The organism is Paenibacillus oleatilyticus, assembly GCF_018998565.1.
GTDB classification, from domain to species: Bacteria; Bacillota; Bacilli; order Paenibacillales; family NBRC-103111; genus Paenibacillus_G; species Paenibacillus_G oleatilyticus.
Genome location: NZ_JAHNZO010000011.1, coordinates 124866 through 149415, shown reverse-complemented (window position 1 = coordinate 149415; position 24550 = coordinate 124866). Strand labels below are relative to the sequence as shown.

Sequence of the window (24550 nt, the reverse complement as noted above, 5' to 3'; positions counted from 1 at the left end):
ATCAATTTAGCCCTGACAAGTTCCTATCCGCATTTGACCGACATATGGTACAACGTATCTATTTCGGAAGGAGTGTGAAATGACCGTGTCCTTACGGCAAATCCTCTTCGTAAAAAGCACCCGCGTTCCGGCACACAAAAAGGCGGCTACCCGGAAGAAACGCCCGACCTTGTTAAATATGATCAACAGCCTCCGCCACCGTTTTCTCAGGCTGTTTAACAGCTTGAGCCGACGCCTTCATCGAATCTCGCGCGACGTAAGCCGGCTCGCCGGACAGGTGAACGACGTCTCCGCACAAGAGAAGCAGTTGGCCGTGAAGGTAGCGCAAACGACACAGTCGCTGAACGGCTTAAGCGGGCAAGTCTCTGCGCTTGCAACCCGGACGGAGCCGTTCGCCACTCAGATCAGCAGCTTGCAAGCGGAAGTCGCGAGCCTCACCGCCCCGAGCCGTGCCGTTCGTACGCTGCTGCAAGGACGTGTCGGTACGACGGTTTCGATCGAATCGAACGCAGGCTCCATCTCCGGTACGCTGACTGCGGTAGGCGACGATTTTGCCCAAATCCAAGAGCCAACCGGCGACATTGTCTTAATCCCCCTCGCCAACGTAAATTCCGTAACTTGAGAAAGGAGGCTGCAGGACATGAATTTCACGCAGGCGCTGGCCGCCTTCATCGGCAGAAAGATCGAAGCGTTTTTGACGAATCAATTCGTGCAAGGTACGCTGCTCGGCGTTGGAGACGGCTTTTTTACGGTGCAGGTCCCCAATCCTTCTTACACTTCTCCGACGATTCAAGTGACGGTATTTATCCAAAATGTAGAATTCGTGCGTATTCTTGCGGCTTAATCTTGCGACGGGTTTACATGCGGCAGCGTTTCCCTCATCCACTGCAGCCACTTGGCATAACGCCCCGGTGCGCGATGGGTTATGCTGGACATTCGCAGTCTTCGATGGTACATGACTTCAGGCACTTCCTTCGGCGGACCGAACGGCAGAAGACGCGCCAGAAGCTGAATGTCTTCGTACAAACGCCCCTCGAACGGGTCCGTAGTGAGCCAGCCGCCCAGTTGCTTTAGCCTTTTGACGTTGTACATGCGTGGAGCCAGTGGAAACCCGTCTTGCAGAAGCGAATCGACCGTCATCTCTTTCGGACGCTCGCCGATCCGCCCCATAATCAAGCTTTTGTCCTGGCGCTCGTGCCACAGCCTGTGCCTCCCGTAGAGGAAAGCCGCTTCGCTTCCTTGCGCAGCCCGGCCGGCGAGGAATCGCAAGCAGTCCGGCGTCAGCCAATCGTCGGCGTCAAGCTCAAGCAGCCATCGGCCCCGGGCCATCGATAACGCCCGATTCAAGGCATGGGACTTCCCTCTGTTCCGCTCGCAGCGCACGAACCGTATGCGGGGGTCCGCCGAAAAAGGGCAGCCTCTCAGCGTCTCCTCCGCGCCGTCGGTCGATCCGTCGTCCATAATGAGCAGTTCCCAGTGCGGGTACGATTGTACGCAGACGCTTCGGATCGCCCAAACCAAATATTCCGCATCATTGAATGTGCAAAGGACTACCGTTACGAACGGAGACTTGCCGGGAATCGCCGCGCTATACCGCCCTTTCAGGATCGGGGCAACCTCGCGCCATTCGTCCGCCTCTCTCTTGGAGACGGGAACATTCTGCACGGCGGGCAGCCACCCCAACGACCGCCGCTCCGGCCAATGCCACGCCTCGCTTAACTGGAATTGCTTTTCCACCAGGGTATACCGTTCGAACGGAAGCAGCTCAGACCCGGCAAATCCCGGAGACAGGCCGCTGCTCCACGCTTTCGTTCGCCAGAGTACAGGCCCTCTGGGCACGCCGGCCACAGGCAGACGATGGCCGTCCGCAGCCGCCGGGAGCAGCAGTACACCGGCCTCGCTCTCCTCCAACGAGCGGACCCAAGTCTCGATCTCGCGGCGAAACGCCGGGAGCAGCCGCTCACCCGCATACAGCACGGCAAACCAAGACCCGTCATCATCGGCAAGCGCTGCATTCATGCCGGCCGCAGCATGCGATTCCAGCAGTACACACCGGCTATCCGGGAAGACGTCCCGGACGGAAGCTTGCGTTTGCTCCGCAGGTCCGCTTTGACGCGAGTCCAGCACGATAAACAGCATCTCGGGCACGGCCTCCTGTCATCTGCACTTTCGGATTCACTGTTTACTATATGATAAACACCTAAAATTTGTTATCGATTTTTCGAAGGAGGGACTGTCCGGTGAGCATCGTTATTTATCCCCCGACCCTCGATTGGACATGGATGAAGCAGCGTCCGCAGCAGTTGATGACTCAACTGGCAAGGCTGGGCTACACGGTTTTTTTCTGCAACCGAACGAGATCCGTTCCGCGGGTGGAGCGCATCGAGCCGAACCTGTTTGTCGTCCATCATCATGAGCATTGGCTGCAAACAGCTTGGCCCAAAATCCGCAAAACCGCCCCGGTTCTCGTCTGGTGCTCGCTGCCCTTCGCCTACTTGTCCATTGCCGCTGCCTACTCCCCCGATCAGATCGTTTACGATTGCTCGGACGAGCTCGGCGAATGGTTTCGGGCCGAAAAACAGCTGGCCGTCCGGGCGGACGCCATCGTCTGCTCATCGCAGCGGCTGTACGACCGAATCCGAAGATGCTATCCGGAGCAGCGGGCCGCCTTGATCCGCAACGGTTATGATCCAAGCATGAAGCTTCACTTGCTCGACGAAGAAGTCGCTGCAAGTCATGGATCATCGAAGCGAAGGCAGATCGGCTACGTCGGAGCGTGGGCGCCTTGGATCGACGAAGGGCTGATCGGTCAATGCTCGCAGCTGTTCGGAGCCGAAGTGACGGTAATCGGGCCGCCGTTCGACAGAAGGCACCGGCCCGGCGCTTACGGCGGCAAGGTACGGTTCTTGGGGCTCAAGCGGCATGAGGAGCTGCGCGACTATATTCAAAGCTTCAGCGTCTGCGTCATTCCTTTTCGCATAACGCCCGTCACGGTCGCAGCCAACCCGGTCAAAGCGTACGAGTACCTGGCCGCCGGCAAACCCGTGATATCCACCGCGCTTCCCGAATGTCAGGGGATGGCTCCGCATGTGGATATTGCGGAATCCCGCGGGGATTTTATCCGGAAGGTTGCGGAACGGCTTGACGAACCGGGCGACGGGGCGGCCCGTATCTCCTATGCCCTGAACCATACTTGGGAGCGCCGCGCCCGGGAGATCGACGCCTTCCTTCGCTCGCTGCCGGAACGAAAAGAGAGAACCCGATCCCGTGGAAGCGATCGAATTCTCTCCTGAATGATACCGCTGCATCGTTTAGCAAGGGAAAATGGTTATCGTCTGCCTTCCTCCGCTTGATGCCGTTCCTCCGTTCCGATCTCCTCCACCAGCTCCCGGCTCCCCCGGCGAAACTCGCTCAGCGTCGTCCCAACCGCCCGTCCGAGCTGCGGCAGCTTGGACGGACCGAACAAAATGAGCGCCACCAAAACAATGAGCAGCAAACCCGATAATCCGATACCCGAAAGCAATCGCTTTTCCCCCTTTCAAGTTATTGCAAATTTTACGCGATCCGCACCGGCACGCCTTCCTGATCGGCGGACTGCTTCTCCGCTTCCGCAATTCGCAGCGATACGAGCGTATCCTCAGGAGCCGAGCGGTCCAACGGGCGGTCGTGCATCACCGCTTCCGCGAAATATTTGATCTCGCGGTAGTACCCGCTGTCCTGGGACAGCTCCGGCACGAAGCCTTTGCCGTCCTTGGGGTTATCCTTCAGCACCCGTTTGTCGTATACCAGATTGCCGCCCTCGAAGTTGACGCGAAACGTCATTTCGAAGCCGAAATCGCCTTGCAACGAGCGGTCGATTTGCGAATTGACCACTTTGCCGTCGGGATACGCATAGTTCGTGGAAATGATATCGTACGCGCTTCCCGGCAGAACGTTGCGGGCAATCGTCGCTACGGAGCCGGGGATGCCGAACAGCCAATTCACCATATCGATGTCATGAATATGAAGGTCGAGCATGCCGCCTCCGCTCGTATTCTCAAGCACCATCCAGTCGTTGTACGTCCATACCGGCGGATTGCCCCCGCGGAAAAAGTAAGCAGACAGCACGTTACCGTATCGCCCGCTGGCAACTGTCTCCTTCAAATATTCGTATTCCGGCCAAAAGCGCAGCACCTGCGCGATCATCAGCTTCTTGCCGTATTCCCGGGCCGCTTCGATCATCGCCTCGCCTTCGCCCGTCGTGAGAGCCATCGGCTTCTCGCAGAGGACATGGACGCCTTGGCGCAGCGCCTTGAGCGCCACTTCGGCATGCAGATACGTCGGCAGCGAGATGTCAACCATATCCAGCCGTTCCTCCTCCAGCATCCGGTCGACCTCGCTATACAGCCGGTATGGGCTAAAGTCAAATTGCGTCGACGGGTTGTGAATGTTGCCCTCGGTAAAAACACCCTGGAATTTCTTTGCATCGACATCGCATATCGAAGTCAGCCGGAGCGGGAAGCCCTCGCGCTCCAGCCGGAGATATTGGGTCATGTGAGTCCGGCCCATAAAGCCAATTCCGATTAACCCTACGTTCAGCATCAGGTTTCTCTCTCCTCCACAATAAATAATGGCATGTCCGTGCCGCCGGCGACCTCCTCCCGTCAGACCGGGAAGCGGACGGCGTTCGGGCGGGTCCAGACCAAATGCTGGACGAACCCTTCGGCGTAGGCGCAGCCTGCTTGAATTCCTCTCGTCTTTCCCAGCGCATCCACAAAATCAACGATATCGACCCCATCGTGCTCTTTAAGCCAGACAAGCTGGCTTTGGTGCTTCTTGAGCATTTCCAGCTTCGTGGCAAAATGGTCGGTCACATCGACGTAAAACGTCGGCTCGAACCCGAGACCGGACAAGTTGTCCATGTAATATAGTCCGGGCACCTTGGCCGCCGCCGGGCGATCCGTGACGAAATGCGGCAGCGTGGCAAAAAATGTCGCGTAAAACACCAAGTGGCTGACGGCGATATGATCCGGCATGTAATCGTTCGGGGCGTGTGTGATAACGAGATCCGGGTGCACCTCGCGAATCAGATCGATGAACTTCATCCGGTTCTCCTGGTTGTCGGCGATCACTTCGCCGTCGCCGAAGCCGAGCGTGAGCACCCTACTGCCGATGACGCCTCCCGCTTCCTCCGCTTCTTTCCGGCGGATGTCCGTCAGCTCGGACGGCGGAATGTGGTAATGCCCTTTATCCCCTTTGCAGACGTGGCACAGCACGACCTCGTGCCCTGCCTGCTTCAGCTTGGCAAGCGTACCCGCGCACGAGATTTCGATGTCGTCAGGGTGCGCGCCGATGGCAAGTACGATCATGAAGCGCCTCCTCCTTAGTTCAGCTCCGGCTCAAGCGGTCCGGCCAGCTCGCTTAGGAAAAAGAGCTTGCCGGGCAGCGTCGGCATATACGTTGACGGAATCCAGGGGTCGGCGCCGTGCCGAAGCGTAACGGCCAGCGACATGCCCTGCCACATCATCCCGCGTCCGAGCGCGCCGTCCGCGCCGCCTATCGCATAATCGGCCTGCAGGAACAGCCCGGGCCCGATCGTATTCGCATAGCACGGCACGCGCGTCGTCCGGCTCTTGAAGCTCGTTATCGCATTTTGCTCGATTGTAAGCGGGTGCAGCTTCGCCCCGATCCGGTGCGTGGCGGCCCGCCAAGCCGCTTCGTCCGCAAATTCCCCGGCATATTGCGGCTCCCAGAAGGCGATATGGCAGACGCGCCCGATGCCATAAATAACCAGCAGCTTGGCGCCCTCCCTCTTCATCATGGCAATGCGCTCCGCATATCTCGGCAAGCTGTCTGCCGTTGCATAGTGCCGCTGCGCCTTCGGCACGGTCCGATCGCCCAGCAGGTTGTAAAAGCCGTGCTCCATCGCGTATTGGAACGCACCCGGATCGGACGGCGGCAGCGTGCGACCTTCGGCGTCGCTCCATTCGTCCATGTTGAAGCCGTAAACATGGGAAGCGCTCACATCCCACGCTTGGAGAAAGTAAGCGGTCCACTTATACATCCCCATCGGCCCTACCGGGAAAATAATCGCAAGCTTTTCCCCGCGGTCCCGAGCCTGTTTGATCGCCATAGCGATCTCATGGCCCATCAGCGCGTTAAATTCCTGCAAATCTTCGCAAGCGACCGGTTCGAACCGGTCATGCCAGTGGCTTTGACGCGCCAGCAGACGCTCGGGGCCCAGGCTGCAGCAGGCGTCCATTTTCTCCAAGTCCCACCCTTGCGGGAAAAAGCTTTCCATCAAGGAGCCCTTCAGTGTCGTGAACAAGTTCATGCGAATTCCTCCCGTCTCCTCCACTGCTCCAGCCGCCCGATCGTCGCCCGTATATCCCGGGCCTGCTCATCGCCGGCTATTTCCCGTTCGATAATCAGCTCGCCGTCGTAGCCAAGCTCCTGCAGCTTGGAAAGCAGCGCAGGGAAATTCACTTTTCCTTCTCCGGCGGGCACTTCCTTGCCGAGACGATCGCCATCGGTCGGATACAAACCGTCCTTCACATGCACGTTGCGCACGTAAGGACCGATGACGTCGAGCGCATCGACCGGATTGCCTTTTCCGTACAAAATCAGATTGGCCGGATCCAAATTGATGCCGAGATTGGACGTCCCGACCCGCTCGATCGTCCGAAGCAGAACGACCGGCGTTTCCTGGCCGGTCTCGAACCAGAAGCCGAGCCCCTTCGATTCGCAGTACGCGGCGACTTCGCGAATCGCTTCCACTACCGCCGGATAAGCGGGGTCGGTCATATTTTCCGGAATGAAGCCGCAGTGGGTAATGAGCGCCGGAGCGCCGATCCGCTCGGCAAAGTCCGCCCAACGCTTGAGGGTCGCAACCCGCTCGCTGCGGTATTCCTCGGGGATCAGGCCGAGGGTAACCGGGCCTTCGGTAAAATCCCACTTCCCGGGGCCGGCAACCCAGCCCCAGACCGCGCAGATGCGCACGCCCGCCTGGGCCGCGCATGCTACGACGCGATCGGCCACTTCCGCAGTAGCCAGCTTCGGGTCCCAGCACATCAGTTGGCATACCGACAAGCCGAACTCGCTGACATGTCCGAAGCAATCTCCGCCGTTCCGCAAAATGTTAATGACACCAATTTCCAAAGGCTTCACCCGCTTTCTTGGTCTCTTCCCTGCTTATGATAACCGAAGCTTTTGGCAAAAGCTTTGCCCGTTTCGCCGCACTTTTTGTACTCCGGTTTGCAGGTTGGTACGAAAATTTTGCATTTTCGTCCGTAGCGGGATTTTACAGAGACAGCACGCCGTACTCGCGCAGCGCCTGCTTCAGCTTGTTCACCTCCGACTCAAGCTGCGCCAAGGTGGAGCCATTCGTATCGCCGATGGCGGAGAGCCGGCCAATCGCGCCGAACGGCTCGAACGAAGGCGCGACGAAGCTGACCGCACCGGTGAGCGGCTGGCCGGAGGCGACCGGTTCGTGCATGCGCAGAACCGTGCCGGAAATGGCGACGATCCTCAGCCGCTGGCTGCCGTTTCCGATGCGAATCCATTGACCTGCGGCAAGCCGGGAAGCGTCATTCACGTTCAGCACCGCCGATCCGGAGCTTCCCGAGGCCGTAACTCCGGTCAGCGCCCCTGCCGTTCCGCCCGAGGTCACCTTGTAGCCGGCCGGCGTCCGGCCTTGTTCCACGGCCGGATCGGCCACATAGACGAACGAGCCGGTCTCGAACGTGCCCGAGACCGGCGGAAACGCTTGCACAAATCTGGCAACGGCACCGTCCCGCTCGTCAAAAAGGACAACGGGACTGAGGTCGAGCCACAGCCCGCCCTGCTTCGAGGCGATGCAGTTGTTCTTCAGGCGAATCTTCGAGAACGTGCCGTCCGCCTCGTTAATCCGGATCGAATAGAGTCCCCGGGCCGTATCGTACGAATCCCGGATATAATTGTCCGTAATGTACGCGTCGCTAACAGCGGATTGGAGCAAAATGGCGGACTTGTACTTTTCGTTCACCGCCGGGTAATGGCCGGCGTTAAGGATCAGGTTGTCGCTGATCTGCACCCCGGTTACTTTGCCCAGCTTCTCCGCATTCCCGATGCGGATGCCCGTAAACGGGCAATTTTTGATCACGTTGCCGCTGATGACGATGTTGCTCGCTTCGACCGGGCGCACGAAGCCGATCCCGAAGGCCCGGTCTTCGAGAATGGGAACCCCGGCTTCGTTCGGGTCGTTCGGATTGCGTCTGACGAACTCTTCCTGAAACTGGATCGTATTGCCGCTGATCGTTATATTGTCGTAGCCGCCGGAGTCCGGAAGCACTCCCGGAAACGAACCGATGCCCAGCATCATGGAGAAATTGTGGTGCTTGTTGTTGATGCTGATCGTATTGCCTGTGATCGACACGTTCTTAACCGGAAACTCCTTGCGCGGCCATAGCTGCACGGCCAGGCAAGCGTTGCTGAACGTATTCCCCGAAATCGTCATATCGCTGAAATCCAGCGTTTTTCGGAGCTCGGGGTCGTTTGCGATTTCGCTGGACTGGATGTGAATGCCCGTAAAATAGCCGTCCGTAATGTTTCCCGACACGACGCTTTGACCCGCATGCGTTTCCATCGCGCCGAACGCTTTGTATTTTTTCGGATTCGTGTTGAGAAACCGGCAGTTTTGAATCGTATGGCTTCGGGCGTTGATGTATACGGCGGAATTATCGTAATATTTGGGCGCTTTCGCCTCCACGAATTCGAAGGAGCAGTTCAAGATCCGGACGTTTTTACAAGCCGGGTTATTGAGCGTGATCGTATTGACACCGCAGATCGGAGCGAACTGGACATGCTCGATCGTAATATTGTCGAAGTCGAACAGCGCGATGCAAAACTGCCGCCAATAAAAATCCTTCGTTCCGTTCGTATCCCGGCCGGGATCGATGCTGCATGTCGTATTGTTCAAGACGTTCTGGTCGATCCGCAGCTGGCTGATGCGGACGTTCGACACTTTGGGCGAGCCTTGAAAGCCGCCGAAAATCGTCCAGTAATCGCCCGCATCGTTCCTCACCTTAATTACGGAATTGCTTCCCTCGCCACGCAAATTTACGTTGCTTTTCAGAATGATGCGTTTCGTCTGAAGAAGCGGCGATACGATGTACGTGCCGACGGGAAAATAAACGGTGCCGCCCCCCAAAGCCGAAACCGCGTCAATCGCCGCCTGAATGGCCGCCATATCGTCCGCAGCGCCGTCGCCTTTGGCCCCGAACCATTTCACGCTAATCTCGTCCCGGTCCACGATCCGCTTAAACCGGTACCCGCTCACCGTCGAAACAAGCACGAGCCCCGTATTGTCCGCCGTCGTGCTGTCGCTCGGATCATAGTAAAAGAACCCTTCCTGTCCCTGATCCCTCACATAGTACAAAAATCCGTCTCTCGCATCTTTTGCTGCCCGCAATGCCGCTATACTGGCAGGCGTGCAGAAATCCATGTTCATGAGATCTCTCGGGTGATTGACCCGGCTTCCGTATACGATGTCGGTCACGGTCTGCGATTCCCCGGCGTAAGCGGACCTCAGTCCGCCGCCGGTCAGCAATCCGCCTGCGGCGGCTACGCCGGCCATGCCGAGCGTGGCTATGACCGAACGACGACTAAGCCGCTTCGGCTCGGGCGGAAGGGACGTCTCTTGCGGTACAGATACGGACTCGGACTCGGCGGGCTTGAATTCGGACATTGTTCATATCCTCCTCTAGTACGGCCAGGCTCCTGTCGGCAGGCAGGCTGCGGGCCGTCTGCATGATTTTGGACTGGAATTGAAAAAAATAAATTAAACGAGGACCGGCGGAGTAAAAAAATACATTGCGGCTTCGTAGGACGGTTCCGATAGAAGCGGTGAAAGAGATTTCGTTCCACAATCGTTTTCTCGCATTAGCAGCCGCATACGTTCCTTTGTCTTCCCTCCTTGACGATGCGGGGATATGCAGGGTTTATCGATAATCATAGCGTGGAAGATGGAGCAAAATCTTTAGCAGATTAACCGATTTTTTTGCACAATCGTTTGGATCTGCAGTAACTTCATATTTGTTATATTTCATTACTCTCAATGTTCGAAAATTACATAACAGAACAACAGCACGTTCTGCTTTTCATCACGTCATACCATGTGTAATATTAGGGTTAAATTGGTGATGTCTGCCGAAAGAGAGGAAGTGAACGTATGCGAAAAAAAGCCGGGATGTTATTAATCCTCGGAATGTTGGCAGGTGCGCTGGACGGTCAAACACCGATACCATCCGCTCTAGCCAGCGAATCCACGAGCTTGGCGGATTCAGCCGAAACCTTGACGCTGTTCGAGCCGACGGAACTCTATGACGACCGTTATCAACAAGTCGGAATGATCGCACCCCAGCAAGTTCATGTGCTGCAAACGTCGAGCATCAGAAGAGGACATGGAGAAGGCTATCGGGTACCCAGATATTTGATTTCCACCTGGATGGGCAACGCATGGATCGTTCCCGACAACGCGCTGAGAGGAAAAGAAGAACCGATGGACGCGTACATCGAACTGTCCGACGAAGAAACTTTGTACAACGATCCGGGATTATTGTCGCCTAAAGGGAAGATCGACAAACAAACCGTCAAAGCGATTGCCAACTGGGATAAACGCTACAAGGTCGCGACACCCGAGGGAGAAGGATGGATCGCACCGAATTGGGCGGCGGTTGGCGTAAAATTGGTTCAGACGGACGTTCAACTGACGGCGCCGACGAGATTGTTTCGTTTTCCATACCAAGATGCCGGAGCGAGCGTCAATCCCCAACTGATGCAGGTTACTGCGGTTTGGCGCGATTGGTACCGGGCCGATTCGTGGCTGGGGCCGGTCTGGTTCCGGCTTCATGAACTGGATGCGACCGACGCAGATCATCGCATGGAGGCTGGCCTGCGATATTATTATTTCGACGGGAATCAGACGCGATTTCGAGCCTCGGTGCAGCTCGGGCCGAAGTGGCGGGAGACGGGAGAGACGATCCCGGTCGGGTTCACCGTCCTGTTGTACAACGAAAAGGGCGAACGAATCGGTGCCTCCTCGGGAGCGGCAGTCCGGCTTAAAGGCGGGGAAGCAACGCCGGTCGAGCTGACGGTGGACCAGAACATCCAGACGTTTGCGTATGCCACCGTTCAAGTCGGCATGTTCAACGACCAAATCGTAAGCGCGATTCAACCGGACGACCCGATGGCCATCGCAGACGATGCGGCTAATCACGATCTGCGATTGGGTTCGATTCAAGTGAGGCGCGATGGCGTGTTCAGCATCGTGACCGGTCAATATGCCTCCAAACTTGCCGGCGAGCATCATATGAAGGCGGAGCTGTCGTTCCTGAACGCCAACGGTACAGCGTTAGCTAAGGCTCCGCTGGAATTCGCGCTTGATGCATCCTATCCGGGGAACGGCCTCCTTCAACCGTTCGAAGCCGTCGTGCCGGAGGATGTATCGACATATGCATCCGTGAAGCTGAAGGTTCTGGAAGTGAGGTAACGGCAAAACGCGAGCCTGCTTGAACCCTCACCGGGAAACGGTCGTATTTCAAGCAGCCCCTCGTCTGCCTCTACTCTACTCCGCCTGCCGCAGCTCGGCCACCCGCGAAGAGCGCCGCATCCGGGCCAGCGCTTCCGCAGAGGCGACCGCGTCCTGCACGCTGCGCAGTTCCAGCACCCAAGAGCCGGCGAAGCCGTGATCCTGCGCTAGCACCGTTACGGCTTCGAGCGGAACCGAGCCTGCGCCGAACGCCCAGTGATCGTCGCGCACGCCTCCGTTGTCGCTCAAATGCAGCCCGACAACGTAAGGCATGACGCTCTTGAGCGATAGCAGGCAAAGCCCCGTGCCGGTCAAATGGGCGTGCCCCGCATCGAAGACGACCCGCAGACGCGGTGAATCGACCGAGCGGACGATCCGCTCCAGAAACTTCACGTCCGTACCTAAGAGGTTCGGATACGGCGGTACGTTTTCCAGTCCGATCATGACTTTCGAACCGCCTGTTGCACGCAGCGCTTCCCGGACAAATTCGGCTACCCGCTCCGCAAGCTCCGACTCCCGTTCGGAATCGGCTTGGATCTCTTCCGCTCCGTCCGCTTCCCCGGGATGCAGCACGACATAAACGCATTCCAGCCGCTCTGCGATCCGAAGCGTAGTTAACAACAGCTCCATCGAGACTTTTCTCGCTTCCGCCTCGTACGCAGCCGGGTTCAGCCCTGTGATCGGAGCATGAACCGTCCAGCGAACGCCATGCTCCTTCCCAAGCTTACGAAGCCAGTCGAGCTTTTCCTTCGGCCATTCCAGCAGCTCAATGTGCGGTCCTTCGCCCATGATCTCGATTTCCTTCCACCCGTCCCCGATCAAACGAACGACCGCCGCCTCCAAAGTCTCCCCCAGCAGCGCATAAGTCGAAACGGCGCATTGACTCAGCGTTTCCATAGCTTTCACCCTCCTCTTCCTCCGTGCAAGTTACTTGATTCCCGACTGAATAAAGCTGTTCATAAATTGGCGCTGGAAGAGCAGAAACCCGGCCAGCAGCGGAGCGATGACCATCAGCGTTGCGGCGCTCACTTCCGTCCACTGCGCGCCCGTTTCGAACGATTGGGCGAAAATAGCGAGCCCTACCGTAAGCGGCCGGTTTTCAACGGAATTGGTAACGATCAGCGGCCACAAAAAGTTGTTCCAATGGTAGCTGACAGACACCAGACCGAAGGCGATGTAAGACGGACGAGCCAGCGGAAAATAAATTTTCCACAGCACCTGCCACTTGGAGCAGCCTTCCATAACGGCCGCTTCGTCCAGCTCCGGCGGGATCGTCTTGAACATCTGGCGCAGCAGGAAAATGCCGAAGGCCGACGCGAAGTAAGGCAGCATAATGCCGAGCTTCGTATCAAGCAGCGACAATTCCTTCAGGACGTTGTAGTTCGGAAAAATCAGCACGTCCGCCGGAATCATAATCTGCACCAGAAACAGCAGAAACACGAGACTTTGGCCGCGAAAGCGGACCCGGGCAAAAGCAAACGCCGCCATCGTCGCCGTAACCATCTGTACGGCGAACACGCAGACGACGATCAGCAGCGTATTGACATAGTACTGCGCAAATGGCGCAGCCGCCCAGACGTGGGTAAAGTTGTCCAGCGTGAACTCCAGAGACAAGCCCGGCTGCAGCGCAAGCTGCTTCGGACGAAAAGCCGTGCTGGTCACCCAGACGAGCGGAACGAGCCAAACCAATGCAAATATATATATGAACGCATGACTTATTTTCAATTTGTTACGCAGCATTTCAACCGCCTTCTTTCACAGGGCATTTCCGCATCAATGGTAATGTATTTTTTTATCCAGCCCGAAAAATTGCAGCGCCGCCACTAGCAAAAGGACGGCGATCATAACGACCGTCAAGGTCGAGGCCATGCCTTGATCCCAGAAGCTGAAAGCCGTTTCGTAAATGTAATAAAGCAGCAGATTGCTCGCGTTGTTCGGTCCGCCCTTCGTCATGATCAGCAGATGATCGACGAGCTTGAACGCGTTGGTCAGCGCCACGATGGCGACAAATAAAGTCGTCGGCATGAGCAGCGGGAACGTAATTTTGCGGAATACGGTCCAGCGTCCGACGCCGTCCACTTCCGCCGACTCGTACAAGTCCCGGGAAATATTTTGCAGCCCGGCAAGATAAAAAATCATAAAATACCCGGCTTCCTTCCAGATCATCATGACGATCATCGCATACATGACCAGCTCCGGCGTGCCGAGCCAGTTGATGTCGCCCTGCCCGATCCATTGGGTCAGCCTGCTCAGCAGTCCGTACTGCGGCGTATAAATGAACAGCCACACGTTGGCGATAGCGATCATCGGGATCATGGTCGGGTAAAAGAACGCGGTTCGCACGAAGCCTTTGCCGCGAATCGCCTTGTTCGCGAACACCGCCATCAGCAGCGCCAGCGCCATGGATGTCGGCACCGTGCCGAGCGCAAACCACAGATTGTTGGACATGACCTGCCAGAAAAGCTCGTCCTTCATCAGATGAGCGTAATTGTCCAGGCCGATGAATATCGGCACCGGGCTCGCCAGATCCGCCTGATAAAAGCTGAGCCGGATCGTCTTGGCGATCGGATAAAACGTAAACAGGAACAAGAACACGAGCGAAGGCAAAAGCAAAAGCCATGCGAATGCGTCCGTTTTCCATTGTAAGTTGAAGTTTTTGCCGCCCAAAAGGAAGCCTCCCCGCGATCGTTAAAATAAAACCGTGCCCGCCGGAGCCCCGGGGCGGCTGCCTGGATTAGCGCATGCCGCCGCCTTCGGTATCCGGATTACTTATTGAAAGGAGCGAGCGCTTTGTCCGCTTCCTCCTGCGCTTTCTTCAAGGCGTCCGCCGGCGTCGTCGTGCCTGTCAGCGCCGCCTGCACCTGGTCGCTGAGCGCCTTCATCACTTTGCCGTTGTTGTGCGTGGACAGCTCGGCAGCCGCATACTGCAATTGGTCGCGCGCCACGACGGCGGCCGGGAATTCGGCGGCGTATTTTTTCATCCGCTCGGTTTCGTAGGCGGATTTACGAACGGCGACATAGCCGGTGTCAATGCTCCATTGGGCGGCTCGTTCGGATTCGGTCATGAACTTCACGAACTTCCAAGCCGCTTCCTGCTTTTTCTTGTCGATATCTTTAAAGATGTAGAAGTTGCCGCCGCCCGTCGGGCTGCCGAAGCTCTTTTGTTTTGGCAGGAAGCTGACGCCGAAGTCGAACTTGGCGTTCTTCTTCACGTTGGACAGGTTGCCCGTCGTATGGTACATCATGGCCGTCTTCCCTTCCAGGAAGTCCGAAGGCACGGTGCCCCACTCGGTCACGCCTTCCGGCATCGCCTTTTCCTTTTTCGCCAAATCCACCCAATACTGCAAGCCCTCCACGTTTTCCGGCGTGTTGAACATAACCTTTTTGCCGTCTTCGGTCATGATGTTTTTGCCGTTTTGCAGCGCGAACGTCTGGAACATCCAGTAGGCGAAGCCGGTAACCGGAATTTCGAGGCCCCACTTGCCGTCTTTGGTCAGCTTCTTGGCGTAGTCCTTCATTTCGTCCCACGTTTGCGGCGGTTTGTTCGGGTCGAGACCGGCCGCTTTGAACAGATCCTTGTTGTAATACAGCACGATGGTGCTGCGCTGGAACGGGATGCTGTATGTCTTGCCGCCGGTTTGCGAGTTCGCGAGGAACGCGGGATAAAAGTCCGACAAATACTTGTCGCCGCCTTCTTTGGCGATGAACTCGTCCAGCGGAAGGATCGCGTTCATGTCGAGCAGGCTGAACAGCTCGGTCGATTGCAGCACGGCCACATCCGGCGGCGTTTTGCCCTGTACGCCCGCTTGCGTTTTCACCGCGGTATCCGCGTAGCTGCCCGTATAGACCGGCTTGACGGTAATGTTCGGGTTTTGCTTCGTAAATTCCTGAGCCATCCCTTCGATGGTGGCGGTGAGTGGCCCCCCGACGGCTATCGGGTAATAGAACGTAAGCTCGACCTTCTCGTCCTTCGTCTCTGCCTTATTTGAAGCGGAGGAAGCGGCTGGCGATTCGCTTTTGGCGCCGCACCCGGCGAGCATCGAAATACACAGACCCAGACTTACCATTTTTGCAGTTACGGAACGCATCGTTTTCTCTCCTTTGGTGGTTGTATGTAGTACTGTAGCAAACGTGTGTGATGCCCTCGTTAGAGCAATGTAAAGCAAATGTTAAAAATCGGAACGGAGTGCTTCCAGTAAACCTCCCAGATAATCCCAGACGTAATCGGGCCGGATTGGCGACGCCGCCAGCTCGGACCGCGTTGTCACCCCCGTCAGCACCAGCGCCGTACGCATGCCGCTGCCGAGTCCCAGCAGGATATCCGTATCCAGCCGGTCGCCCACCATCAGGCAGCGCTTCGCCGGAAGGCCGCTCCATTCGAGCGCCTTGCGGGCGTAATAGTCCGACGGCTTGCCGATGACGACCTGTGTCTCGGCGCAGCTCGCCGCTTCGATCGCTTTCACCATCGCCCACGTGTCTGGGATAACGTCGCCGTCGACCGGACAATACGGGTCGGGGTTGGCTGCGATCAACGCCGCTCCGCTGCGTACGGCCTTCATCGCTTGATGCAGCCGGCCGTAGTTGAAATGCATGTCCATCCCGACAAGCACGTGCGTCGCACGGAGCGGGTCTTCCGTTCGCCTGACACCCAGCTCGTCCAATTCGCGGATCAGCGCAGGCTCTCCGACGGGATACACGACCGGGTCGCGCAGCTCCGTGAAATATACCGCAGCGGCGTAGGCGGCCGTCACGACCTCGTGCACGTGCGCTTCCAGCCCGAACGCCTGCAGACGGGCCTGGCAGTCGCTCCTCGTCCGCGTCGTCGTATTGCTCAAAAACAAAATGCTCTTTCCTTTTTCCCGCAGGACGGAGAACGTTTCGGCAGCCGCCGGAAGCAGCCTGTCGCCGAGCATGATCGTTCCGTCCAAATCGAAAAAGAAACCGTCCACTTCCCTCAAATCCGGCAAAATCCTGCGCAGCTCCCTTCGTGATGAAAACACAAAAAAACCCTTTATCCAGCAGAAAGAAGCGGCGCGTCGTTATTCAGGCGCTTCCTGCAGCTGCATAAGGGTTTTCTCCTCGTCTCATACCCTTGAATATGCAATTGGGACTTTCGACTCTTACTCTAACAGCGTTTTGTCATCGAGATGTTAACGGTTTGTGTAGTTTTTGTAAAGGCACGACTTCCGGCACGTCGGCGGCTCCCGAACCCGGTCCCCAGAGCTTCCGGCTGCCCATCGATACGGCGCTTGCCCCTGCCTGCAGCGCCATGTCGATCTCCGCATGATCGTGGATCAGCCCGCCGGCAATGATCGGCATGGAGATACTCCGGCGCAGTTGGGTGATGACCCGTGGAATCAGGCCGGGCATAATCTCTACGGCGTCCGGCTCGCTCTGCCCGATATTGTGGATGCCGTGCTCCAGCGCCGACGTATCGATCAGAAACAGCCGCTGGATCGCGGCCAAGCCGTTCTTTTTCGCCTGCTTGACCAAATGGCTCTTCGTCGAAATAATGCCGGTCGGCCGCCAGCGCTCCGCGACGTACTTCATGACGATCGGGTCGCTGCCGAGCCCCGCGATAAAATCGACGTGCAGGAACACACTTTTGCCTGCTTTGAGCGCCGTCTCCACGTACTCCCCCGCCGTGACCAGATCGCCGATCAGCAAAAAGACGACGGGCCACTCGCTGGCGCACGCCGCCTGCAAATCCTCCGCTTTGCGCACCGCGGGAATGATGCGCTTGTCCCCCATGTACTTGTATAATGCCTGCTTCACGTTCTCTGCCCCTTTCCAAGCGTCCGCACTGCGCTATACGCTGACCATCTCTGCACAGCTCGAGTTTATCTTAGCAAACATTTGTCAGGGCAGTGTTAACGGGGTGGGGCGATAGATGGGGGGATGTGAGCGGCAAGGCGTGGGGGATGGAGTGAGACCCGCGCTCACGCTCTCAGCATATATTTTAGCGATGCGATACAATTAGAGGAAGTGAGGTGCGCTAATGTGTCTGAATTGGTCCACCTGAGCAAAATAAAGGAACTTCGACGCACTTAACACCCCCATCCCAGGGAGAATGAACATTTTTCGACACGAATAAGTCATCCTGCTTCCGCTATGTTCCGAGGAACGTTTAAACTCTTCGCTTAGCGCATCCTCGTTCCTTTATTTTCAAGTCGAGTCGAGGGCGATAACCGTCATTCGTGCTTCCTCGGCGATTGTCTGCATTTGCCGCCATAGTCCGCTATTGCGAAAAAACGCGGGACGGATACGCCCCGCCAGTCTGTTGAGAAAGTGGCTTTGACTGAAATAGAGAAACATACGGAGGTGGGGTATCCACTGGAGAAGCGATAGCGTCCGCCTTTGTCTTCGGGAAATGTCCGCACTAAGGGCTTCTAATCAAATTTCCCGAGGACCCGGGCCCCCGCAAAGTACTCGGACTAAGCTTCCCTGATTCAACTTCACTTTGTGGGGTGGAGCAGCGGTCGGAAGTGGATACCCCACCCCATCGTAACCTCTATTACCTCATTTGACCACTTTCTCAACAAGCTACGCGGGACGGATACGCCCCGCGTTGCGCTTTTCGATTTTCTTGCCATCGCTTGGCACGCATCGATGTCTCTCAACTCGCCCGCTCAGGCACGGAGCCGCCGTGCTGCGGTGTCGAGAGATGCGCCCTGCTCGTTGATCGGCATGAACCGCACCTCGAACGTAAATTCATGCGGCTCCAGCCGGTAAGGCGGAAGCTGTCCCTGCCCGCAGCTTGCGCTTCCGAGCCCGTTGTGCCGGTAATCGAGGTGCACGGTAATGAAATCCCGTTTGACCAAGTCGGTCGTATGCTTCGCTTGCTCGATGTCTTCCGGCGTATGCCAGTGCGCGCCGAAATCGAACTGCGGCATCCCGGCAGCCAGCAGCCCCGAGCCGCTGCCGCTCAGAAAAGCGGCCCACCGGACATCCGAGCGGTTGCCGTTCTCTTGAGGATACACGTACGTGAAGCCGAGCCCGTCGACGGAGCAGTCATACCGGCCGAACCGGGCCGCCTGCTTGCTGTCCGGGTACGATTCCCCCGGCCCCCGGCCGTACCAGACGACGCGGTCATAGTCGCCCGGCAGCTCCATCCGCAGCCCGATGCGCGGAAGCATCTCCGGCGGCTTGCCATACGGCGTCCCCTGCACCCGAAGCTCGACAAGACCGCTGCCGTGGACCGTATACGTCCACACGGAGTCGTAGCCCCAGTCGTAGACGGGCGGAGCCGTGCGTATACGGCGGGTGCAGCGCACCGTGCCGGAGTCGAGCCGCTCCCAGGCGAACGAACGGGCGTCGTCGCGCACTAAATGGAGGCACGCCTTGCGCCAGTCGGCCACGACGTACATGTCGTTGTCGATCGGCGGCCGCCATAGCGTCAGCGCGGGGCTTCGGCGGAGCAGCGGACGGCCCGCGCCGGTCCACGAGCGGATATCGCCGCGCGCGAGGTCGAAGCTGAGCGCGAAGTCCGCGCCGCGCAGGACAAGCTCGCCCGCGCGCTCTTCCGCGAGCAGCGGGTGCGGCACCGTCGCAGCAGGCTGGGCACTCAGCCCGGCCGCCGCCCAGCCCGGCAGCTCAAGCTGCGCCCAGGCCACTTCGTGGCCGCACGGCGCCCAGCTTGTGTCCGAGGCGAGCACGAAGCGCAGCTCGAGCCGGTACTCCGCGCCGGGCAGCAGGCGTGCCGGTCTTTGCAGCGGAAGCGTCAGCGGCGCTGTGCCGCCCGGCGGCACGTCAGGCAGCGGCGCGCTGCCGCTCGCAAGCGGCGTGCCGTCTGCCGAGACGGTCCAGACGAGCTGCAGATGGCTCAGGTCGCGGAAATCGTACCGGTTACGGATCGTGACCGTCCCTTGCCCGGCATCGAACGCTTCCACCGTTACTGGCTCGATGATCTTTTTATATTCCAACAGTCCGGGCGAAGGGGTGCGGTCCGGTGTGATCAGCCCGTCGATAACGAAGTTGCCATTGTTCGGCTCGTCGCCGTAATCGCCTCCGTAGGCGTAATACGTCCGCCCGTCCGCCGTTTTGCGGCTGAGGCCGTGGTCGATCCACTCCCATACGAAGCCGCCGGCGAGCCGGGGATAGGTGCGAAACGCTTCCTCGTATTCGAGCAGCCCACCGGGACCGTTGCCCATCGCATGCGCATATTCGCACAGCACATGCGGCTTTTCCTCGTTTTCGCGCTGTCCGAAGCCGATCATTTTCTCCACGGTCGAGTACATCGTGCTGAATACGTCGCATACCTTCGCCTCACGGTCGCCTTCATAGTGAATGAGCCGCGTCGGATCGGCGCTGCGGCACCAGGCGGCCATCGCCTCGTGGTTGCAGCCGAAGCCGGATTCGTTGCCGAGCGACCAGAACAGGATGCTCGGATGATTTTTGTCCCGCTCGACCATCCGCCGCATCCGCTCGACATAAGCTTCCTCCCACGCGGAATCGTTGCTCAGCCGGTCGGCATCCCCTACAAGCTCAAAGCCGTGTGTCTCCAGGTCGGTCTCGTCCATCACGTACAGCCCATACCGGTCGCATAAGTCGTAAAACCGCGGATCGTTCGGGTAATGCGCCGTCCGCACCGCATTGATGTTGTGCCGTTTCATCAGGATGATATCCTGCTCCATCGTCTCGACCGTGACCGCCCGGCCGCGCTCCGGATGATGATCGTGGCGGTTTACGCCGCGCAGCCGGATCGGCTTCCCGTTGACGAGCAGCCTGCCGCCCCGCACTTCCAACCGGCGAAAGCCGATGCGCGTCGGCACGACTTCGAGCGTGTCACCGTCCGCCGTCTTGAGCGTGAGCAGCAGATCGTACAAGGCTGGCGTTTCCGCCGTCCACGGACGGACGTCGCTCATCTGAGCCTGGAAGTTCACCGCTGCTGCGCCGCCATCTTCGCTCCAGCTCTCCACGGAACAAACGCCGGATGCAGCCTCCGTTCCTTGTTCCCCATCCGTCAGCCGCCACTCCAGCACGACGTTTCCCGTCGTTGTCCGCTCTTTAGCGACCTGCGCCTGCACATGGAGCAATCCGGTGCGGCCGTCTGCGCCCAGATCGGCGACGACCGTGTAATCTTTGAGATACGTCTTCGGCTGAGCAACCAAAGCGACATCGCGAAAAATGCCGCTCAACCACCACATATCCTGATCCTCCAAATAGCTGCCGTCCGACCACTGGTACACCTGCACCGCCAGCACGTTCTCGCCCTCGCGCACAAACGGGGCAATCGCGAACTCCGACGGCAAGCGGCTGCCTTGACTATAGCCGACATAGCTGCCGTTCAGCCAAACGTGAAATGCGCTGTCCACGCCTTGAAACTGCAAGAACACGTTCCGGGACAGCCAGCCCTCCGGCAGCGTAAACGTCCGCCGGTACGTTCCGGTCAGATTATCTGCCGGCACCTCGGGCGGACAGACCGGGAACGGATAATACAAATCCGTATAATGCGGCGCGCCGTACCCGTGAAGCTGCCAGTGGCTCGGCACGACGAGCCGATCCCAGCCGCTGTCGTCGAATTCCGGCATGTAGAACGAGGCCGGAGCCTCCTCGGGACGTCCGGCGTAATGAAACGCCCATTCGCCGTTCAGCAGCATGAACCGGTCCGAGCTGCCCCGGTCGTACGTCAACGCCGCGTCCGCAGCGCCGTACGGAACGAACGAGGCGCGGGCAGACAGCCGGTTCCGCTCCAATACGTTCAAATTTTGCCAATCCCGTCTTGCCAGATGGTCACTCATGATAAACCTCCAAGTATATTCATCTAATTACTCAGCTTTATTGATGTTATGCGGCATAGAACGAGATTGTTTCCTCACTGCTGCATCACCCGCAGTCGTCCCGCTACTTAATTCCCGTCTGCGCAATTCCTTCCACGATGTACCGCTGTGCGCCGAAAAACACAAGCAGCGGTGGCAGGCAAATGATCGACGTCACCGCCATCACGGACGTCATATCGACGCCGTGCACCCCTTTGAACTGAGCGAGCCCGAGCGTCAGCGTATATTTGCTGGAGTCGTTCAGGAAAATCAGCGGTCCAAGGTAATCGTTCCACGTATCGAGCATGTTGAACACGCTCACGAGAATCAACGCGGGCAGCATCAGCGGGACGATCACCCGGATAAATATGCCGAAATCGCTGGCCCCGTCGATTTTCGCCGCCTCCTCCAGCTCGGTAGGAATGGTCATAATAAACTGCCGCAGCAGAAAAATATAGAAGGCCGATCCGAACCAGGCCGGGACGATCAAAGGCTTGAGCGTATTGATCCAACCGAGAAAGTTGAATTCCATATACAGCGGAATCATCGTCACGTCCCACGGAATCATCATCGTCGCCAACACGATCAGAAACAGCGCGTCGCGTCCCGGAAAGCGGTAGCGCGCAAAGCCGTACGCCACCAGCGAGGAGGAAATCAGCTGCCCGATATTGCACAGAATCGTCACGGTCAACGAATTTTGCAAAAACGTATTGAACGGCTGAATCGTCCACGCTTTGACGAAGTTGCCCCACTGGATCTCCGATGGAATCCATTTCGGCGGGTACATGTAGATTTCGTCCGGCGCTTTCACCGCCGTCGTCACGAGCCAGAAGAACGGCATCAGAAACAGCAGCGAGAACAAGACGAGCAGCGCGTACGTGAGCGTTTTTTTCATCTCCGATCCTCTCCTTTCCCCAGTCCTTAAGCTGCCTTCCGCGGCCGCTTGCCCGCACGTTTGGCCTTCACTTCGCCCTCGTAGTACACCCACATGCCGGTCGAGCGGAAGACGAGCATCGTCAGCGTCAGGATGATCAGGAACATGATCCACGCGTTCGCTGCGGCGTAGCCCATATGAAAATATTTAAAGGCGTTTTCATAAACGTACATCGCGTAAAAATACGTCGAGTTCGACGGCCCCCCGCCGGTCAGTGTCAACGCCAGCGTTAACTGCTGGAACGCGCCGATGATCGAGGTGACGAGATTGAACAGCAGCGTCGGGCTGAGCATGGGCAGCGTGATCCGGAAAAATCGGGTGAACACGCCGGCCCCGTCGATGGAAGCTGCCTCATACAGATCTCCCGGGATGTTCTTGAGCCCGGCCAAAAAGATCAGCATCATCGAGCCCTGCGCCCACAGGCTTGCGCCGACCATAGCCGCCAGCGCCCAGCCCGGCTCCCGCAGCCAATCCGGTCCGGTAATGCCCGCGAGCGACAAAAAGTAATTCAGGATGCCGTACTCGCCGCTGTATACCCACGCCCAGATCATCGCAAGCGCGACTCCGGAGATGACGGACGGCAAATAAAAGATCGTGCGGAATATGCCGCTTCCCCGCACCTTTTGATTCAGCAGCACAGCAAGCAGCAGCGCTACCGACAAATTCAGCGGCACAAAAATCGCGGTGAATTTCAGCGTGACGCCGAGCGACTCCCAGAAAAGCGGGTCATCCGTGAACATGCGGGTATAATTTTGCAACCCGACAAACGTACGCTCTCCGGCAATCGGCCAATCGTACAAGCTGATCACCAGCGAGAACAGCAGCGGCCCCAGCGTGAAGGAAATGAAACCGATCATCCAGGGAAGGACGAAGAGGTAAGGCGTGAGCCAGCCTCTTCGTTTCAGTCGGATGCCCGGCTTAGCTGCCTGTCGAACGGCGGTCGTATCCATAGGTTCATCCTTCTTCCATTTTTCGCCTGCCGGCTTTATTTGAAAAATTTCTCCGAATCCTTGACGGCCTTGTCAAGCGAATCCTTCGCATTCTGGCCGAGCATAATCGTATTGATCGCCGACGTGAGGTTGCGGTTCACTTCGTTCCATTTCGGATTCAGCAGGAACGCCGGCGTGTCGTCGCAAGCCTCCAGCATTTTGTAGAACGATTGGTAGAGCGGGTCTTGGTCAAGCTTTTTCTCGGCCACGACGCTTTTGCGCACCGGCAGGTCGGAGGTCCGCAGCTTGATCGCCTCGTCGGAAGCGTAGTATTTGACGAATTCCCAAGCCATTTCCTTGTTTTTGGACGATTTGGAGATTGAGACCGCCGATTCGGCGATGACGCCCTTGAGCTTCTTGCCCGGGAAGGCTGGCATGACGACCGTGCCCACGTCGATTTTGGCCTCTTTGAAGCCGTCCAGCGGCCATACGCCGCTTTCCCACATGGCGATTTTGCCCGCTTTGAAAACGTCGTCTCCGGACTGCTGGTTTTTGCCACCGACAATGACGGCCGTTTTATCCTTGACGAGGCTGCCGAACATTTGCAGCACTTCGGCCGTTTCATTGCCGTTCATAAACCCGTCTATCGACTTGCCGTCCGGGCTGATAAAGCTGCCGCCGTTGCTCCAGATGACCCCCTGCAGATCGTACGGATCGTTCTCCGCCCGGATGCCGAAGCCGTACTGCTTCTTGGCGGGGTTCGTCAGTTTCTTGGCCGTTTCCTTGAAGTCGTCCCACGTCCAGCCCGCTTTCGGATACGGCACGTTCGCTTCGTCGAACAGCTTCTTGTTATAGTACATGACGCGAGTCGTAAACCCGGCCGGCATGCCGTACGTTTTGCCGCCAATCTTCACGTAGTTGAACAGCCCGGGATAAAAATCGTCCGGCTTGAGGCCGGCATCGGCGGACATCATCGCATCCAGCGGTTCGAGGTTCTGGGAGTAGGTCGGAAAATCCCACATGTACATCACGTCAGGCGCATTGTTCGCTCCGATCGAAGCGGCCAGCTTCTGGTCGAAGCCGTCTCCGTACGCTTCCACCTGCACCTTGACGCCGGGGTGCTTCGCTTCAAATTGGCGCGCGATCGTCTCCTGGATTTTGAGCAGATCGCCCGTATCCCACGTCGCAAAACGCAGCGTCACCTGCTTGCCCGGTTCGGACGATGGCGTCCCCGCCCCCGCTGCGCCGTTTTGAGGCTCGCTTGCCGGCTTGCCGCACCCGGTGGCCAACAAAGAAGCGGACAATATCGCCGTCGTAACAAGAAGCATCCTTCGTTTCATTTCGAATTCCCCCTGAACGTCTGTTAGTTAACCGCTTACATGAT

At 57.9% G+C, this 24550-nt stretch carries 21 protein-coding genes; 4 read left to right on the top strand and 17 right to left on the bottom strand.

Translation table 11 applies throughout. From position 1 onward, the window contains the following. The first annotated feature begins 79 nt into the window (after positions 1–79). A complete protein-coding gene (locus tag KQX66_RS16325; protein ID WP_216793900.1) occupies positions 80–622 on the top strand; it encodes a hypothetical protein in 543 nt (180 codons plus the stop codon). Positions 623–640: 18 nt separating this feature from the next. Continuing rightward, entirely contained in the window at positions 641–844 is a 204-nt protein-coding gene (locus KQX66_RS16320) for a hypothetical protein (RefSeq protein WP_216793899.1), read from the top strand. On the opposite strand, the gene KQX66_RS16315 is transcribed toward KQX66_RS16320, so the two are convergent. Then, a complete protein-coding gene (locus KQX66_RS16315) occupies positions 841–2139 on the bottom strand; it encodes a glycosyltransferase family 2 protein (RefSeq protein ID WP_216793898.1) in 1299 nt (432 codons plus the stop codon). The two genes, KQX66_RS16320 and KQX66_RS16315, sit on opposite strands and share 4 nt — an antisense overlap. Before the next feature lie 101 nt (positions 2140–2240). Between KQX66_RS16315 and KQX66_RS38000 the strand changes: the two genes are divergently transcribed. Beyond that, a complete protein-coding gene (locus KQX66_RS38000) occupies positions 2241–3293 on the top strand; it encodes a glycosyltransferase (protein ID WP_216793897.1) in 1053 nt (350 codons plus the stop codon). 35 nt (positions 3294–3328) lie between these two features. Here KQX66_RS38000 and tatA read toward each other — a convergent pair whose 3' ends face one another. The 6 genes from tatA to KQX66_RS16280 all read right to left on the bottom strand — a co-directional run bounded on the left by tatA (position 3329) and on the right by KQX66_RS16280 (position 9703). Then, positions 3329–3523 (bottom strand): twin-arginine translocase TatA/TatE family subunit, encoded by a 195-nt coding sequence (tatA, locus tag KQX66_RS16305; protein ID WP_216793896.1) that lies wholly within the window; start codon positions 3521–3523, stop codon positions 3329–3331. A 32-nt stretch (positions 3524–3555) separates the two neighbouring features. Further along, positions 3556–4581, bottom strand: a complete 1026-nt coding sequence (locus KQX66_RS16300; protein WP_216793895.1) for a Gfo/Idh/MocA family protein — start codon at positions 4579–4581, stop codon at positions 3556–3558. A gap of 62 nt (positions 4582–4643) precedes the next feature. Continuing rightward, positions 4644–5348 (bottom strand): PIG-L deacetylase family protein, encoded by a 705-nt coding sequence (locus KQX66_RS16295; RefSeq protein WP_216793894.1) that lies wholly within the window; start codon positions 5346–5348, stop codon positions 4644–4646. 14 nt (positions 5349–5362) lie between these two features. Then, a complete protein-coding gene (locus KQX66_RS16290; protein ID WP_216793893.1) occupies positions 5363–6313 on the bottom strand; it encodes a 6-phosphogluconolactonase in 951 nt (316 codons plus the stop codon). Further along, on the bottom strand, positions 6310–7146 hold the full coding sequence (locus tag KQX66_RS16285; RefSeq protein ID WP_216793892.1) for a sugar phosphate isomerase/epimerase family protein: 837 nt from the start codon (positions 7144–7146) through the stop codon (positions 6310–6312). Before KQX66_RS16285 ends, KQX66_RS16290 begins: the two co-directional genes overlap by 4 nt. A 133-nt stretch (positions 7147–7279) precedes the next feature. Then, positions 7280–9703 (bottom strand): glycosyl hydrolase family 28-related protein, encoded by a 2424-nt coding sequence (locus KQX66_RS16280; protein ID WP_216793891.1) that lies wholly within the window; start codon positions 9701–9703, stop codon positions 7280–7282. Between the two features lie 483 nt (positions 9704–10186). On the opposite strand from KQX66_RS16280, the gene KQX66_RS16275 reads away from it, so the two are divergent. Next, positions 10187–11506: a hypothetical protein gene (locus KQX66_RS16275; RefSeq protein WP_216793890.1), complete on the top strand. Its 1320-nt coding sequence runs from the start codon at positions 10187–10189 to the stop codon at positions 11504–11506. A gap of 75 nt (positions 11507–11581) precedes the next feature. Here the strand turns inward: KQX66_RS16275 and KQX66_RS16270 are convergent, their stop codons facing one another. The 10 genes from KQX66_RS16270 to KQX66_RS16225 form a co-directional block, all read right to left on the bottom strand. Beyond that, positions 11582–12442: a sugar phosphate isomerase/epimerase family protein gene (locus KQX66_RS16270; protein WP_216793889.1), complete on the bottom strand. Its 861-nt coding sequence runs from the start codon at positions 12440–12442 to the stop codon at positions 11582–11584. A 30-nt stretch (positions 12443–12472) separates the two neighbouring features. Then, positions 12473–13285: a carbohydrate ABC transporter permease gene (locus KQX66_RS16265; RefSeq protein ID WP_216793888.1), complete on the bottom strand. Its 813-nt coding sequence runs from the start codon at positions 13283–13285 to the stop codon at positions 12473–12475. Positions 13286–13318: 33 nt separating this feature from the next. After that, entirely contained in the window at positions 13319–14212 is an 894-nt protein-coding gene (locus KQX66_RS16260) for a carbohydrate ABC transporter permease (protein WP_216793887.1), read from the bottom strand. Positions 14213–14310: 98 nt separating this feature from the next. Next, entirely contained in the window at positions 14311–15633 is a 1323-nt protein-coding gene (locus KQX66_RS16255) for an ABC transporter substrate-binding protein (RefSeq protein ID WP_216793886.1), read from the bottom strand. An 81-nt stretch (positions 15634–15714) separates the two neighbouring features. Next, complete coding sequence (locus KQX66_RS16250) at positions 15715–16512, bottom strand: HAD-IIA family hydrolase (protein WP_253957197.1); 798 nt, start codon at positions 16510–16512, stop codon at positions 15715–15717. Between the two features lie 172 nt (positions 16513–16684). Beyond that, on the bottom strand, positions 16685–17320 hold the full coding sequence (locus tag KQX66_RS16245; protein ID WP_308647242.1) for a glycerol-3-phosphate responsive antiterminator: 636 nt from the start codon (positions 17318–17320) through the stop codon (positions 16685–16687). Between the two features lie 854 nt (positions 17321–18174). After that, positions 18175–21285 carry a glycoside hydrolase family 2 TIM barrel-domain containing protein gene (locus KQX66_RS16240; RefSeq protein ID WP_216793885.1) on the bottom strand — a complete coding sequence of 1037 codons (3111 nt, stop codon included), beginning with the start codon at positions 21283–21285 and terminating at the stop codon, positions 18175–18177. Positions 21286–21388: 103 nt separating this feature from the next. After that, entirely contained in the window at positions 21389–22198 is an 810-nt protein-coding gene (locus KQX66_RS16235; RefSeq protein WP_054971762.1) for a carbohydrate ABC transporter permease, read from the bottom strand. Between the two features lie 26 nt (positions 22199–22224). Continuing rightward, entirely contained in the window at positions 22225–23187 is a 963-nt protein-coding gene (locus tag KQX66_RS16230; protein ID WP_216793884.1) for a carbohydrate ABC transporter permease, read from the bottom strand. A 35-nt stretch (positions 23188–23222) separates the two neighbouring features. Beyond that, positions 23223–24506 (bottom strand): ABC transporter substrate-binding protein, encoded by a 1284-nt coding sequence (locus tag KQX66_RS16225; protein WP_216793883.1) that lies wholly within the window; start codon positions 24504–24506, stop codon positions 23223–23225. Positions 24507–24550: the final 44 nt, after the last annotated feature.

Coding starts and splice junctions, on each gene's coding strand:
- KQX66_RS16325 (WP_216793900.1), top strand. CDS start 80: ATGACCGTGTCCTTACGGCAAATCCTCTTCGTAAAAAGCACCCGCGTT.
- KQX66_RS16270 (WP_216793889.1), bottom strand. CDS start 12,442: ATGGAAACGCTGAGTCAATGCGCCGTTTCGACTTATGCGCTGCTGGGG.
- KQX66_RS16255 (WP_216793886.1), bottom strand. CDS start 15,633: ATGCGTTCCGTAACTGCAAAAATGGTAAGTCTGGGTCTGTGTATTTCG.
- KQX66_RS16290 (WP_216793893.1), bottom strand. CDS start 6,313: ATGAACTTGTTCACGACACTGAAGGGCTCCTTGATGGAAAGCTTTTTC.
- KQX66_RS16240 (WP_216793885.1), bottom strand. CDS start 21,285: ATGAGTGACCATCTGGCAAGACGGGATTGGCAAAATTTGAACGTATTG.
- KQX66_RS16295 (WP_216793894.1), bottom strand. CDS start 5,348: ATGATCGTACTTGCCATCGGCGCGCACCCTGACGACATCGAAATCTCG.
- KQX66_RS16230 (WP_216793884.1), bottom strand. CDS start 23,187: ATGGATACGACCGCCGTTCGACAGGCAGCTAAGCCGGGCATCCGACTG.
- KQX66_RS16235 (WP_054971762.1), bottom strand. CDS start 22,198: ATGAAAAAAACGCTCACGTACGCGCTGCTCGTCTTGTTCTCGCTGCTG.
- KQX66_RS16265 (WP_216793888.1), bottom strand. CDS start 13,285: ATGCTGCGTAACAAATTGAAAATAAGTCATGCGTTCATATATATATTT.
- KQX66_RS16280 (WP_216793891.1), bottom strand. CDS start 9,703: ATGTCCGAATTCAAGCCCGCCGAGTCCGAGTCCGTATCTGTACCGCAA.
- KQX66_RS16300 (WP_216793895.1), bottom strand. CDS start 4,581: ATGCTGAACGTAGGGTTAATCGGAATTGGCTTTATGGGCCGGACTCAC.
- KQX66_RS16275 (WP_216793890.1), top strand. CDS start 10,187: ATGCGAAAAAAAGCCGGGATGTTATTAATCCTCGGAATGTTGGCAGGT.
- KQX66_RS16225 (WP_216793883.1), bottom strand. CDS start 24,506: ATGAAACGAAGGATGCTTCTTGTTACGACGGCGATATTGTCCGCTTCT.
- KQX66_RS16320 (WP_216793899.1), top strand. CDS start 641: ATGAATTTCACGCAGGCGCTGGCCGCCTTCATCGGCAGAAAGATCGAA.
- KQX66_RS16315 (WP_216793898.1), bottom strand. CDS start 2,139: ATGCTGTTTATCGTGCTGGACTCGCGTCAAAGCGGACCTGCGGAGCAA.